12 protein-coding genes are annotated in these 13957 nt (G+C 57.8%); 2 read left to right on the forward strand and 10 right to left on the reverse strand.

The genetic code is table 11. The annotated features are described in order from the left end of the window. Positions 1–13 precede the first annotated feature (13 nt). The 8 genes from ACWJKU_RS11905 to ACWJKU_RS11940 all read right to left on the reverse strand — a co-directional run bounded on the left by ACWJKU_RS11905 (position 14) and on the right by ACWJKU_RS11940 (position 8092). Positions 14–835: an ABC transporter ATP-binding protein gene (locus tag ACWJKU_RS11905; protein ID WP_454142517.1), complete on the reverse strand. Its 822-nt coding sequence runs from the start codon at positions 833–835 to the stop codon at positions 14–16. Positions 836–1123: 288 nt separating this feature from the next. After that, positions 1124–3862, reverse strand: a complete 2739-nt coding sequence (locus ACWJKU_RS11910) for a DEAD/DEAH box helicase family protein (protein ID WP_454142518.1) — start codon at positions 3860–3862, stop codon at positions 1124–1126. Continuing rightward, complete coding sequence (locus ACWJKU_RS11915; protein ID WP_454142519.1) at positions 3859–4212, reverse strand: HepT-like ribonuclease domain-containing protein; 354 nt, start codon at positions 4210–4212, stop codon at positions 3859–3861. Before ACWJKU_RS11915 ends, ACWJKU_RS11910 begins: the two co-directional genes overlap by 4 nt. After that, a complete protein-coding gene (locus tag ACWJKU_RS11920; RefSeq protein ID WP_454142520.1) occupies positions 4205–4495 on the reverse strand; it encodes a nucleotidyltransferase family protein in 291 nt (96 codons plus the stop codon). The genes ACWJKU_RS11915 and ACWJKU_RS11920 overlap by 8 nt, the downstream gene beginning before the upstream one ends. After that, entirely contained in the window at positions 4492–4980 is a 489-nt protein-coding gene (locus tag ACWJKU_RS11925; protein WP_454142521.1) for an endonuclease domain-containing protein, read from the reverse strand. Before ACWJKU_RS11925 ends, ACWJKU_RS11920 begins: the two co-directional genes overlap by 4 nt. Then, entirely contained in the window at positions 4977–6899 is a 1923-nt protein-coding gene (locus tag ACWJKU_RS11930; RefSeq protein WP_454148124.1) for a site-specific DNA-methyltransferase, read from the reverse strand. Before ACWJKU_RS11930 ends, ACWJKU_RS11925 begins: the two co-directional genes overlap by 4 nt. Before the next feature lie 23 nt (positions 6900–6922). After that, complete coding sequence (locus ACWJKU_RS11935) at positions 6923–7147, reverse strand: hypothetical protein (protein ID WP_454142522.1); 225 nt, start codon at positions 7145–7147, stop codon at positions 6923–6925. A gap of 96 nt (positions 7148–7243) precedes the next feature. Then, a complete protein-coding gene (locus tag ACWJKU_RS11940; RefSeq protein WP_454142523.1) occupies positions 7244–8092 on the reverse strand; it encodes an AIPR family protein in 849 nt (282 codons plus the stop codon). A gap of 181 nt (positions 8093–8273) precedes the next feature. Here ACWJKU_RS11940 and ACWJKU_RS11945 point away from each other — a divergent pair. Continuing rightward, positions 8274–9439, forward strand: a protein-coding gene (locus ACWJKU_RS11945) for an IS3 family transposase (RefSeq protein WP_454142524.1) whose coding sequence is annotated in 2 segments (ribosomal slippage) — positions 8274–8529 and positions 8529–9439 — 1167 coding nt in all. Because the reading frame shifts where the segments join, the coding sequence is not laid out codon by codon here. A 28-nt stretch (positions 9440–9467) separates the two neighbouring features. Here the strand turns inward: ACWJKU_RS11945 and ACWJKU_RS11950 are convergent. Further along, positions 9468–9929 carry a hypothetical protein gene (locus ACWJKU_RS11950; RefSeq protein ID WP_454142525.1) on the reverse strand — a complete coding sequence of 154 codons (462 nt, stop codon included), beginning with the start codon at positions 9927–9929 and terminating at the stop codon, positions 9468–9470. Continuing rightward, positions 9930–12974, reverse strand: a complete 3045-nt coding sequence (locus ACWJKU_RS11955) for an SNF2-related protein (protein ID WP_454142526.1) — start codon at positions 12972–12974, stop codon at positions 9930–9932. A 215-nt stretch (positions 12975–13189) separates the two neighbouring features. On the opposite strand from ACWJKU_RS11955, the gene mtgA reads away from it, so the two are divergent. Continuing rightward, the gene (gene mtgA, locus ACWJKU_RS11960; RefSeq protein WP_454142527.1) at positions 13190–13873 is read left to right on the forward strand and encodes a monofunctional biosynthetic peptidoglycan transglycosylase; all 684 of its coding nucleotides are present in this window, start codon (positions 13190–13192) and stop codon (positions 13871–13873) included. Positions 13874–13957: the final 84 nt, after the last annotated feature.

Consider the following 13957-nt stretch of genomic DNA (forward strand, 5'->3'; position numbering starts at 1 on the left):
CGGCAGTCTGATTTCAAATACGGGATTCAAGCAGGTCGGCCGCGTAATCGGGAGCCGGATAATGGAACGGCACCGGCCCATCCGCCATGCCGCCCATGAACTGCGAGATCCACGGCGACTCCGAATGACGGATCGCATCGGGCGTACCTTGGCCGACCACTTTGCCTTCGGAGATGAGATAGATGTAATCGGCAATGGACGCGGTTTCCTCGACGTCGTGGGAGACGACGATGCTGGTGAGCCCCAAGCCCCGGTTCAGATCGCGGATCAGCTTCACCAGCACGCCCATCGAGATCGGGTCCTGTCCGGTAAACGGCTCGTCATACATGATCATCATCGGATCGAGGGTTATGGCCCGCGCCAACGCCACCCGTCTCGCCATGCCGCCCGACAACTGCGCCGGCATCAGATCGCGGGCGCCTCGCAGCCCCACCGCCTGCAGCTTCATCAAAACCAGGCTTCTGATCATGGATTCGGGCAGATTGGTATGCTCCCGGAGCGGAAAAGCGACGTTTTCGAACACGCTGAGATCGGTTAGAAGAGCGCCGGTCTGAAAGAGCATTCCCATCTTTTTGCGCAACTCGTACAACTGGCCGAGACGGAGATCGTGCACCACGCGCCCGTCCACGCAGACAGTGCCGCTGTCCGGTCTCAGTTGACCGCCGATCAGTTTCAGGAGCGTGGTCTTGCCGGTGCCGCTAGGCCCCATGATGGCGGTAACCTTGCCTCTGGGAATGTCGAGATTGACGCCGTCGAAAATCTTGCGGCTACCGCGACTGAACGTGAGATTTCTGATGGAAACCAGAACTTCGTCGCCCGCCTTCCCGCCAGTCATGTTGTTTTGCTGAGACGCCACTTAAATCGGTCGGAAAAATGATGTATTCTGGCCAGCTACGGCGTTCGAGTCAACTTTAAAGCCATAGCAACCGCTATGGATCGACCAAAACCGACGGACAGTGTGATCGGCAACTCGGCAATAATATTTCTATCCGCCCATTCAGCGATCCTCATAACGTAAAAGGTTTCGACGAGCTGCAACACGGATGCATCGAGGACCGCCAGAATACGTTCAACACTCGGTATTCATCGACAATCCTCTGCCGGTCTTTCATTGGGCGGGACTTTACACTTTCACTTCGAACCGTAAAAAATCAACCAATCGCTTCGCCTCGACAATCTCGTCATGCGGCACGAGGAGATACTTCCATGACTTTGCACCGACCGCCGCAGCATGATTCGATGCGTGTTGACACCAACGCGAAGCGGAACTGGCCTTGGCTTGTACCTCTTGCGTATCGATGTCGGTCCGAGCTTTGGTTTCCACCATCAAGACGACCTTGTCCGTTTCAGCCACGAAGTCCGGGATATATTCGGGCTGCTCGGTACCTAGCTTGTAGTAAATCTGGAACTGGCCCTTCGCCGGTTTGAACCATTTCAGCGCATCCCGCTCCAGGATGACGGCGAAGCGCCGCTCGGTGTCGGAATCGAATTTTTGCAGCGGGTAAAGACAGCGCGCAAAACCACCGAACAGCATTTGCTTGATGCGGCTGGTTTCGGTGACGGTTTCGCGGAAGTGATGCGCCGTTTGCCCCGCCGCGGCGGTGTAATTGCAAGGCTTCAGTTCGGTAAAACCACGGCTGACCTGAACTTCGTACTCGGTCGCCTCTTCCCGGAAGTGCGTCATCATCTGGGCATGGATTTCCCGAGCGATCAGGCGACGATCCCGATCCAGCACGCTGCGAGCCTCCTCTTCGGCGAGGTAGCTCAGGAGGTGCTGCACCAGTTGCCCTGCCAGATCGTAGAGCAAGTCGGCGTGCGTGAAATAATCGATATCATCGAAATCCACGAGCGCATGAACGATATAGTCCTCCAGCCGCTGCTCCTTCAGTCCGATTTCCGCCGCCAAGGTGAACTGTTCGTTGGTGCGCAGCATCTGGCCAATGATCTCGCGTTCACCCGGTTGCAAGTGCAATTGGCTGACGTCGAGCTTGAACGGGTGAAAGCCGGCTGTGACTTCGCCAGTCGGCACGACGACAATGCGCGGGATATCGATGGTTTGTTGCACGACGACTTCCGTGGTCTTGGCCACCACGGCGGCCAGATCGAAGCTTTCATCCGCAAATAAGCCGGCCTGCACGGGTTTAAGCCGCTCAGACACCTCAGCCAGTATCTCGTTTTGCACCTGAGGCTTGAGCAGAGCGCTGCTGGTCGGCACCAAATCGCGCCTGACTTCGTAGCGGCCTATGACCTCCAACACGACGCGCGCCGCTTGCCGCTCGGAATCCGTAGTAAACACGGCTTCCCCTCTCTCCACCATCTCTCCCCAAGGAGCGAGATTTTTTTCGCGCTCCCCTCTCCCGTGTGCGGGAGAGGGGCCGGGGGAGAGGGTCAACCCCAGCCGCGCCATCACCCCCGATCCGACCTGCACACTGACTTTCTTATCGTCGGCGCTCGGCGCATCGAGAATGACTTGCTTGAGACGAATCGGCGAGTCGCCACGGTTCGCTTCGTCGATGATCGCCTGGAACTTGTCGTGGGCGACGATGTTCAACCGGTCCACCGCGGCCACGCCCGTTCGTTTGCCGTAGGGCAGACGCAAACCGCGGCCGATGGATTGCTCGATCAGTGTTCCTGCATTGGCGGCACGCAGCGGCACGATGGTGTAGAGGTTGGTCACGTCCCAGCCTTCCTTGAGCATGTTGACGTGAATCACGATCTCGGTCGGCTCGTCCACGCTTTCCACGGCCAGAAGCCGAGTGATCATTTCCTCCTCTTCCGCACCGGTACGGCTGGAATCCACCTGGATCGCCTTGCCGCGATAACGACCTTCGTAAAAGGCGTCCGATTCCAACAGCGTCAAAAGTTGCGCCGCGTGCGTGGTATCGCGCGCGATCACGAGCATGAAGGGCTTGACCGCCTTGACGCCGTTCTCGCGGGCATAGGTGAGCAGTTCGACCTTGGTGGTCTCGTGCAGGCGCACGCCGTCTTCCAGCTTGGTTTTCTCGATTTCTTCCGGCGTGTGCGCCTTGGGATCGAAATTGCGCTGGGTGACTACGGCAGGTTCCTTGACGAAGCCGTCCTCCATCGCCCGCGCCAGCGGATAGTCCATCACCACATTCTTGAACGGCACCGGCCCGCGCGAGGATTCCACGAAAGGCGTGGCGGTCAGTTCCAGGCCAAACAGCGGTTTCAACTCGTTGATCGACCGCATGCCCGCCTGAGCGCGGTAGCGGTGCGATTCGTCCATGAGCAGCACGAGGTCGGGGAGATTCGCCAGATGGTTGAAGTAGCTATCACCCAGCACTTCCCTCATCCGCTTGATGCGCGGCTCCTTGCCTCCCCTCACCTCGGAGTTGATCTTGGAAATGTTGAAGATGTTGATGCGGACGTCATGGCCGAACCCCAAGGTCCGATCGTCCACGGCGGCGCCGGTCTGGTCGTAGTTGTCGCCCGTGATGATCAGCGGCGGCCGCTGGGCAAACTCCGCAATGCCCTTGAACACGTACTTCGGCGTGTTGCGCGTGAAGTCCGTGATCAGTTTGTTGTAGATCGTCAGATTCGGGGCCAGGACGAAAAAATTGCTCAAGCCGTGCGTCAGATGCAGGTAGGCGATAAACGCGCCCATCAAGCGGGTCTTGCCCACGCCGGTCGCCAAGGCAAAACAGAGCGAGGGAAATTCACGCTCGAAGTCCTCCAGGGTTGGAAACTCCGCCTTTAGCGCGGCGAGGATCGCCGGGACGTCCTGCTCATGACGCAAGAGCGCCGGCGACGCTCCGATGGCGCGTACCAGACGCGAAAGCGATTCCGCTTGCGGCGGGCGAAGCGACAGACGGCCGCTGACGTGGTGAAAGACCCGATTCATGCCGACTTCTCCCGCATCAGCTTCAATTGTTGCAGAAGATTCGGCACGTCGTCCCGGACGATGCTCCACACGGTATCGTTATCGATGCCGAGATAGCCATGAATCAGGCGATTCCGGGTGGCGACGATCATGCGCCATGGAATCTCCGGATGGGCCTGTCGCACCGATTCCGGAATGTGCGTCGCCGCTTCGCCAATCAGCTCCAGATTGCGCAGCGTGGCGTCATAGTTCAGCCCGCTGGCCTCAAAAGCTGCCTGATCGAGGCCGCGGGTATAAGCCAGCACCTTTTCCACAAAGCCGATCATGTCGTCCAGATAAAAGCGCCACTCGCGCGGCATGGCGTCAGACATCGACGGCCTCCCGCTCGATGTACGGGCGCAGTTCCTTGCGCAGCGCTTTTTCGGTGACCAGATCGACCGGGCAACCCAAAGCGTCCTCCAGATAGAACTGCACGCCGAAGTAGCGCGCGGAACTGGCCGCGCCATCGAAGGCCACCAGCACGTCCACATCGCTGTCCGGGCGCGCCGTATCGCGCGCGGTGGAGCCGAACAAAGCCAGCCGGGTAACCCCATAACGCTCGGCCAGCACGGGCTTGCTGCGCGCCAGCAGCGATAGCGCCTGATCGCGTTTCATACGTCTTCCCTTTGAACAGCCGGCCGCTTACAGGACAGCCTTTTGGTTTGTTGGCTACCGTTAGCCTCACTCAGTTCTGGAGAGCATGCAGTAACCGTTTGGCGAATACGCTCCAAAACAGCCTCGGTTTGCCCCAAGATTTCGTGATTCCAGAATCGGAGCACCGTAAAGCCGTGCGCTTGGAACCATGCGTCGCGATGTATATCCGCGTCGTTGCCGTGCTGCCCGCCGTCGGCTTCGATCACTAGGCGGTAATCCAGACAGACAAAATCCGCAATGAACGGGCCAATGGGTTTTTGGCGTTTGAACTTCAATCCCATGAAGCGATGGGCGCGCAGGTAATACCAAAGCCGCTGTTCCGCCTCGGTTTGGTTGGACCGGAGGAACTTGGCATGTTCGAGTTGATTTGCCCCCTCTCCCCAACCCCGGCCCCTCGCTTCGCTCTCCCCGCGGGGAGAGGGGCTCGAATGGCGTTTCTCATTCATGATTCCTCCTCGAATAAATCCAGTGTCATTGAGTTCTCTGCCTTGCCCCCTTTTCTCCCCTCTCCCGTGCGCGGGAGAGGGGCCGGGGGAGAGGGCGTTGAGGATGCAGCCATCGGGAGATTCGCCACGTTCAAACTGTAATCGTCATGCCCCCACTCGCAACGGGCCAGCACCATTTTCGGAATCTTTTTGAGGGTCAGATTCGGCCAGCGTTCTGCCGCCTGGGACGCAGTCACGCCATGGAAGGCCGAGCAGCACACCAGCAGCGTGGTTTCGCCCCTCTCCCCAACCCCGGCCCCTCGCTTCGTTCTCCCCACCGGGGAGAGGGGCTTATCTTGCTCCCCTCCCTCCGCCAAGGAGAAAGGCTTATCTTGCTCCCCTCTCCCGTGCGCGGGAGAGGGGTCGGGGGAGAGGGCAGCGCCGCCGATTTCGTCGGAAAGCACCTGCAATTGCTCGGCGGAAAGATTTTGAGTGGTGACGTAAATGAAATCGCGCTCGCTGGAAAACCCATGCTGCCACCAGCGGGTTTCCGAAGGTGCATAAGTAAACCCTTCCAGCTTGCACAAGGCTTCCGCCAGCATCGCGGCGTTGTATGCGGGATTGACGATCGGATTTCCCCAGCGATCGTTGACGATCAGCGTCGGCGCCAGCCTGTAGTAGCGGAATCCGCCGCCGCCCCGCCAATTCACGGCCTTGGTGATGCCGCCGGGGTCTTCGCCGTCGATGACCTTCTTGAGGCGAGGGATGATATGAGTATGGCAGTGTTCGCCCAGCTCAACCATGATCCAGCGCCGGCCCATTTTGTGGGCCACCGCGCCGGTGGTGCCGGAGCCGGCGAAGGAGTCGAGAATGAGGTCGCCGGGATTGGTCGCAATGGTCAAGATACGCCTGAGCAATTCTTCCGGCTTTGGTGTCCCAAACGCTTCGTCATTCGGAAAAAGCGCAAGAATTTCTTTTTTTGCCGCTTCATTATCACCAGCAAAGTCTGCGCTCCACCATGTCATTGGAACGAGACCTTTTTCCTCACCGCGGAACAGTTTTATACGTGGTCGCCCCGAACCTCCATTAGGAAAATAAACCCGATTGCCTTCTAAGTATCCTCTGAAAACCGCTTCCGTTGCTCCCCAACAGCGGCCCTTGGGTGGATCAAGCCATTCCCCGCTCGGCGTTTGAATTCGATACATCTGATTGGGCCGAAAACCTTGCGCACTAAATGGTATCGAGCGCCATGGTCCCCGAGGATCATTGTCCGGATTTGAGTAACCTTCATCCTTCGGCGGAAGGAGGTTTCGCGAGTTCTTCCATGCTACGGCGCCATTTTTTACATAAAGTAGAATATGGTCATGAGACGAGCCGATGGCTGCACGGTTTTCGCGAGATGTTCGTTTTTGCCATACAAGGTTCGCAACGAAATTAGCCCTTCCGAAAACTTCGTCACACAACACTTTCAAATAATGGCATTCGTTGTCGTCAATCGTGATCCACAACGAACCATCCTCGGCCAGCAGCCGCTTGATGATCTCCAGCCGGTCGCGCATCAGCCCCAGCCAGATGGAATGCTCCACCCCGTCGTCGTAGTGGGTAAAGGCGCTGCCGGTGTTGTAGGGCGGATCGATGAACACGCATTTCACCTTGCCGGTGAATTCCTGCTCTAAGGCTTTGAGCGCCAGCAGGTTGTCGCCGAAGATCAGGCGGTTGTCGAAGATATCTTGCTGAGCCCCTCTCCCCAACCCCTCTCCCCGCTGGGGAGAGGGGCTTTCACTCCCCTCTCCCGTATACGGGAGAGGGGCTGGGGGAGAGGGAAATCTCCGAAACTTGGCATGGTAGGACTTTTCCGGGTCTTCGAGCAGGATACGCGGCTCCAATCGGGGCCGTTTTTCCTTGCCGATCCAGGTGAGTTCCAGTTTTTGCTTCGTCATCACTGTCTTATTTTCCGCTATGCCTATGCCAATGCTGCCATCAGTCGATCTTTCAATGTGCGGCAATCGGTTCGGTTCTCGAAAATGCTCCGTGCCTGCTTATTCCATTGAATGGCCTGAGTCACTTCCACCAGCTTTTGAGCAACGATATCCATCTCCATCGATAGTTTATTAAGCTCGTCTTCTGTCAATTCCAACGTCGGACCGTGTTGCAGCTGCAGCCGTATAAACAAAACATGCAACAGCAACCAAACGCCATGCTTCAGAATTTCTCTCGCCGGAAGAACGTACTCAGGCAGAATCGTGGGGTCCGGCTCCGAGGCTGCCCTGTCTCGAATCCGCGATCACACGATCCTGCCGACCTGAACCGTTCTCCAAAGCTGCCGCGCGGTCAGCGAATCGGGAAAAAGCTGCTCATAGGCTTTACGCAAGGGATCAGTCGCGACAACGAAACCCTCTCGCCCGAACAGCCTCTTCTTGTCGCCTTTGGCTGCAACGACAAATTCGCGCCAATTCGCTGATGTTACCGTGCATGCCAAAATGCGAGCAGCCTCACGAGTGCTGAAACATCTCTCCGAGAGCAGCGCATCGTCCTCGCCGCGCTTCACGAGATATTCGATGCCCGCCATCTGTAATGTTTGCCGCCACATCAACTGGCGCTCGTCGAGTGCGGCGAAATCTTCCAAGTCTACGGCGTTTTGCCGATTACGTGACTGAGTGACCCGGTCTCCGAAATCATCTGGCGCGTTCTCCAAACATATAAAGGTCGCCAGCACTTCAGCGGGATGGGTGTCGTAGTGGGCAACAGGCTTCCGGACAATTGCCCCGACTGTTTGGGCGCCGTTGATGATTGATAGGCCGCAGACATGAAATCTTCCAACTTGTCGATAGGCGTCTCTTGGATGCTGTTCGTGAATTGAGTCGCACAGGAACGTTACGCCATTGTTGAAATAGAAGAAGTGGTGTCCTTCCTGCCGAAGTGTTTCACTCAACCCTTCATTGACTGCCGTCGAGCCTTTGAACCGTCGGAGATTTCGTTCTACGAGGCGGTCTCGGTGTTCGTCCCAAAGTTCAGCAAGTCGCTTAGCGTCAATACGCCCATAAAACGCACGGTACGGCTCTTGTATATAGCCGAAGTCACGCAGTTCTACGTCCTCCTCGATTGCCTGAGCGGACAAGCTGTCCAGGTGCAAATCGTGGAGCGTAGCCAGTCCATAAGCGTAACAACGTAAGAAGCCGGGAGTCGGCCCATTAAAAGCCCGCTCCAGATCAGAAAAGATGTGTCGCCGGTCGTCGGAAATTGCTGTGCCTGACGTGGTCCAATGCCAGCAGACACCTGAGTTAAGGAGTTAAGCTCTACAACTGAGGTGAGAGATGATGACAAGAAAACGCTATACGAAGGAATTCAAGCTGGACGCGGTGAGGCTGGTGACCGAACACGGGTACACCCAGGCCGAAGCCGGTCGCAACCTGGGGATCAACCCGAAGATGCTGGGGCGATGGATTCAAGAGTACCGGGTGGATGAGCAGGAAGCGTTTCGGGGGAATGGCAAACGGACGGCAGAGCAGGAAGAGCTGCGGCGACTGCGGGACGAGAACCGTAGGCTGAAGCAGGAGCGCGATATTCTGGTAAAGGCGGCGGCCTTCTTCGCGAAGGAAGTGGGCTGAGATATCAGTTCATTGATCAGGCGAAGAAGGCTTATTCCGTGAAACGATTGTGCCGTGTGCCGGGGGTGAGCCGGGCGGGCTACTACGCCTTCGTCCGGCGACCGCAGCGCGGTCCAGATTCGATGCGCCAGGCGAAACTGGACGCAGTGCGCCAATTGGCGGCCGAATCGGATCACGTTTATGGCTCGCGGCGCATGGCGCGGGAACTTACTCGGCTGGGCTACCGGGTCGGCCGCTATCAGGCACGTGGACTGATGCGCGAGGCTGGGGTGTGGGTGCGCTATCGCCGCCGGTATCGGGTGACGACAAACAGCGCACACAGCCAGCCCGTGTTTCCGAATCGGCTGCAGCGGGGTTTCCGAGTAGCAGCGCCGGACCGGGTATGGGCCTCGGACATCAGCTATGTCTGGACGGCCGAAGGCTGGTTGTATCTGGCCGTCGTGATTGACCTATACGCCCGCAAGGTCGTGGGTTGGTCTCTGGGAAAGCGCCTCACCAGCGCCTTGGCATGTGACGCGCTCCGGATGGCGCTGTGGCGCCGGCAACCGCCCCGGGGTCATCTGCTGCATCATTCTGATCAAGGCGTGCAGTATGCCAGCCGGGCGTTTCGGGGCCTGCTGCAGGCGTATGGGATGACAGGCAGCATGAGTCGCAAGGGCGATTGTTGGGATAACGCCGTGGTCGAGAGCTTCTTTGGCTCGCTCAAATCCGAACGGGTCCATTGGCGGAGTTACCAGACTCGAGAAGAAGCGCGCCGGGATATCGTCGAGCACATCACGATGTTCTACAACTGTCGCCGTCTGCATTCGTTCCTGGGTTATCGCAGCCCGGACGAATTTGAGAAGAACGGCCATTTGGCCAATGCCGCTTAACTGGGGTGTCTGCTATCACTTGACCAGGTCAGCCCGTATAGGCTAAGACTACGCGTATTCGGCAAGCTTCGTTATTTAAGGCATTGGTGATAGTGGCTTGCCGGTCTCGCAGAGCATCATTGAAGCGATCCCATTTTCCGTGCAGAAGATCCGTAACACCGTCTCGGAATTTCGACACTTCCCCCAATTCGGGCTCGCCCATACCTTTATCCTTGTATTTTGACTGAACCAGCCAAATAGTTTGATCAGCGGCGACAAATACGGAATCGATTCCGTGATCGAAGCCACCATCGATACTTGCCGCCACCGCTTCGTCCAGAGATGCGCCTGCCTCCTCGTGAAGGACAAACGCTGCAATCGCTTTGGATAGAAAATTGCTCCGTTTAGCTTCCGGACTGTTGCCCGTTCCCGTGATGCGGTTAGAAAAGTCTGAATCGAGTTTCTGACAGAGAAGATCAAGCTCAAGTGGGCGTGATTGAGCGACTGTCATCTATACCAACTCCCACTCGATGGTGAACAATGCTTGTTCTTGAACCTGCTGACCAAGTTGTTGTTCAAGCTGAGCGATCAGATCGTTACGCTGTGATTCGACTTCATCCTGACGGTTGAACAATTCCCGGCGCAACTTATTACGCTTGCCCTCCAGCTCACGCTGACGCTTTTGCCAGTGCAGCTTTTCATCAAGCGTCGGCGAGACGGCGGCGGTGCGGCGGATTTCCTTGATCTCGCGGTCGATCTCCTTGATTTCCTGTTCCAGTCCCAGCTTCAGGTCATCAGCCCATGCATCCAGCTTTTCGACCTCCTGCTGAAAATAGCTCAGGTTACGTTGGTTGATTTCATGGAGGAGGACTTGTTTGCGTCGTTCCAAGTCGTCGGATAATGCAGTCGGCACCCTCTCCCCCGGCCCCTCTCCCGCTCGCGGGAGAGGGGAGTCCGCATCATGTTGATGTTCGTACCATTTTCCCCCCTCTCTCGCTCGCGGGAGAGGGGAGTCATGAGCCCCTCCCCCCGGCGGGGGGAGGGGTTGGGGAGAGGGGGAAGCTACGGCAGGAAAGCGCAACATTTTTTCCGGATCGTCTTCCGCCAGAACGGCACCATCGACCGTGCTGGCTGCAACGATCAAGTGTTCCTCGCGATTTCCCAAGGCTTCCACGGTGATCAGCTTGACCGTGAGCCAGCCCGACTTCCCGCGATACGGCTTGAGCGTAGTGACTTGAGTGCCGTAGGCATCGTAATCGAATGTGAGTCGACAGCCTGGCAATTGCCGGCTCTTGGCTTGACGAATCACCCATTCGGCGAGTGGGTGGCCGAGCCGGTAGAGGTGGGCATCACCGCTGCGCCGGGGCAGTTCGTAGCGTCCGAGGGCCACGCCTTCAATCTCCTTATCCGGCAAGCGCCGGAGTATGAAGCCGTCGTCATCGAATTCCGCGCAGTCGCCCAGTTCAGCCTGGGTGAGATCCATGAGCATGCGTTCGTAACGTCCCCGTGCTGCGCGGCTGTCCTCCGCACGGATGCGCAATTTTTCTTGAACCTCCTCATCGAAATTTTCCAGCAGAAGCTGACGGGTCTTGACCATTGCCTCGTTGATCTCGCCGGACAAATCGAGCTGCAACTGCTCGAAGCTGGCCTTGATGGTTTCCGGATCACGGCAGTTTTTGTAGATCTCGGCAATGCGGCGTTCGAAATCGACACCGGACCCAATGGTGCCGAGCACTTCATCGCTGGCCCCGAAAACGCCTTCGAAGAGTTGGAACTTCTCTGCTAAAAGCTCGTAAACGCGAGCATCCGCTTCGTTGCTGCGGTCGACGAAGTTGACGACCACGACGTCGAACATCTGCCCATAGCGATGGCAGCGGCCGATACGCTGCTCGATGCGCTGCGGATTCCAGGGCATGTCAAAGTTGATGACCAAGGAGCAGAATTGAAGGTTGATACCTTCGGCGCCCGCCTCGGTAGCAATCATGATGGTGCCGCGTTCCTTGAAATGTTCGACGAGTGCGGCGCGGGTATCCGCCGTCTTGGAGCCTGTGACACGGTCGGTGCCCGCGTGGCGTTTGAGCCAGTCTTGGTAGATGGCTTGAGCGCGCGCATCGCTGTTGGTGCCGTTGAACAAGACAATGCCCTCGCCATAGCTCGTGTCGGCGAGCAGCGAACACAGGTAGTCCTGCGTCCGCCTGGACTCGGTGAATATCACAGCCTTCTTCGGCGCACCCAAACGGTCCAGCTCCGCAAAGGCCCGATCGAGGGCTGTTAGCAGGGCCTTGCCTTTGGCGTTGTCGCGAATGTTGGTGGCAAGGGCCTTGAATTGTCGAAGCTCTTCGATTTCTTGCGCGATGGCGGCCCGCTCTCCCTCTCCCCAACCCCTCCCCCCAGCCGGGGGAGGGGCTTTGACGCCCCTCTCCCTTTGGGAGAGGGGCCGGGGGAGAGGGCCGCTATCCCATTCGTCGGCGGTCTCATCCAGAGACTCGTAGTCTTCGTCCAACGCTTCGGCGAGCTCGGGTATTTCCGGCGCTTCATCGAGCAGTCCTTGCAAACGATTGGCCATGGTTTCCAAAGCGCCGGCAATCGCGTGGGTTGAGGACGCGAGCAGCTTCCACAACACGAGGGAAATCAGCTGGCGCTGCCCTTCGGGTAAGGCCTTGAGATTGGGGCGGCGCAGGTAATCGGCCACCAGGTTCGACAATTCCTTTTCTTCATCGGATGGGGTGAATTCTTGAACGATGGCCCGCCGTGCGGCGTAGGACACGTAGGGTTGAACCTGCCGGCGCAGGGTACGCTTGCAAACGCTTGCAATTCTGGTGCGGAGGCTCTCGAAGGACTGTACCTTGCTCGGACTGCTGAACTGCGCCCGGAAACTGTCGAGATCCCCGAATACCCGGTCATCGATGATACTGACCAAACCGTACAGCTCCAGCAGCGAGTTTTGCAGCGGCGTCGCCGTGAGCAGCACCTTGGAGTGGACGCGCGCCAGCGCATCCTTGAGCGTTCTGGCAATGACGTTGCTTGTCTTGTAGACGTTGCGCAGGCGATGCGCTTCATCGAGCACCACCAAGTCCCAGGCTATGCCTTCGATATCGTCCGCTTTGGCCTTCGCGAACTGATACGAACAAATGATCGGCGAAGAAGACGTCAGAAAAGGATTTCGGCGTTCCTGCTTACGGATGGCGTTGTAGCTCTTGGCCTCCAGAATCAGGCCTTGCAGACCGAACTTGTCCTGCATTTCCTGATGCCACTGTTTGCGCAAGTTGGCGGGGACAATGATCAGAATTCGGCGGCGGCGTTCGGCCCAGCGTTGGGCGATGACAAGACCGGCTTCAATCGTTTTCCCAAGACCTACCTCGTCGGCAAGGAGGACGCCTCGGGACAATGGGTTCTTGCAGGCAAACAAGGCTGCCTCAACTTGATGGGGATTGAGGTCAACCTGAGCGTCGACCAGCGTGGAGGCGAGCGATTCCACCGTATCGCCCGCCGCGCGACGCGTCAGCAGCCAGGCATAGAACTGGCTTTGGTACGGTGTGTGCACCTGTTGTGTCATCAAACGCGATCCCCCAATTGTTTTTATCGGCGCCGTTCAATTTTGAATAGGTTTTGCCAATTTTATTCAGTTCATTACAGTAATAGGCGATAACGTTTTTTCATGAATTCTCGGACACTGTACCCGCCTGTACCGTCAAGCTTGTGCGCCTTTTCATCCTTTAATGCGCCGCTCCGGGCCTTGTGACATTGAAGACCACAGCCTTGAAATCGACCGTGAAAAACATCCTCCGCAAACTCGTCCTGGCCTTCCTCGCCCTGACCATCGTCCCGGTGGCCCTGCTGCGCTGGCTCCCGCCGCCGACCAGCGCGTTCATGCTGCGCGCGCACTTTCTGGCGATCGCCGAAGGCAAACAGGGATTCCGGCTACGCTACCGGTGGATGTCTTGGGACGATATTTCGCCTCACGCCAAGGTCGCGGTGATCGCTGCCGAGGACCAGTTGTTCGACCGGCATTACGGCTTCGATCTGAAGGCCATCGGCGAGGCGTTGAGGCGCAATCAGCAAAGAAAGAACGTGCGGGGCGCCAGTACCATTTCCCAGCAAGTCGCCAAGAATCTGTTTCTTTATCCGGGACGGAATTACTTCCGCAAGGCTTTGGAGGCGTATTTCACCGCGCTCATCGAATTGATGTGGCCGAAGCGGCGGATATTGGAGACTTATTTGAACATCGCCCAGTTCGGCGAAGGAATTTACGGCGTTTCGGCCGCCGGGGAGGCCTTTTTCGCCAAACCGGCATCCAAGCTCAACCCCAACGAAGCCGCCTTGCTCGCCGCCGTCTTGCCCAACCCCGTGCTCTTGCGCGCCGACAAACCCTCGGCTTACGTGATGCACCGCCGACTGTGGATACTGCGGCAGATGCGCCAACTCGGGGGAGCGGATTACTTGCGGAATGTCTGACGCCGGGCCTCGGCAAAAGTTGTTTTTCGCCAATCCGCCTCGGCCAAGCGCCATAACCTCAAAAAGCGAAACAGCCCCCGGCAA

Source organism: Methylocaldum sp. MU1018 (genome assembly GCF_053646775.1).

Coding starts and splice junctions, on each gene's coding strand:
- ACWJKU_RS11925 (WP_454142521.1), bottom strand. CDS start 4,980: ATGAATGAGAAACGCCATTCGAGCCCCTCTCCCCGCGGGGAGAGCGAA.
- ACWJKU_RS11930 (WP_454148124.1), bottom strand. CDS start 6,899: ATGACGAAGCAAAAACTGGAACTCACCTGGATCGGCAAGGAAAAACGG.
- ACWJKU_RS11905 (WP_454142517.1), bottom strand. CDS start 835: ATGACTGGCGGGAAGGCGGGCGACGAAGTTCTGGTTTCCATCAGAAAT.
- ACWJKU_RS11915 (WP_454142519.1), bottom strand. CDS start 4,212: ATGTCTGACGCCATGCCGCGCGAGTGGCGCTTTTATCTGGACGACATG.
- ACWJKU_RS11950 (WP_454142525.1), bottom strand. CDS start 9,929: ATGACAGTCGCTCAATCACGCCCACTTGAGCTTGATCTTCTCTGTCAG.
- ACWJKU_RS11910 (WP_454142518.1), bottom strand. CDS start 3,862: ATGAATCGGGTCTTTCACCACGTCAGCGGCCGTCTGTCGCTTCGCCCG.
- ACWJKU_RS11920 (WP_454142520.1), bottom strand. CDS start 4,495: ATGAAACGCGATCAGGCGCTATCGCTGCTGGCGCGCAGCAAGCCCGTG.
- ACWJKU_RS11955 (WP_454142526.1), bottom strand. CDS start 12,974: ATGACACAACAGGTGCACACACCGTACCAAAGCCAGTTCTATGCCTGG.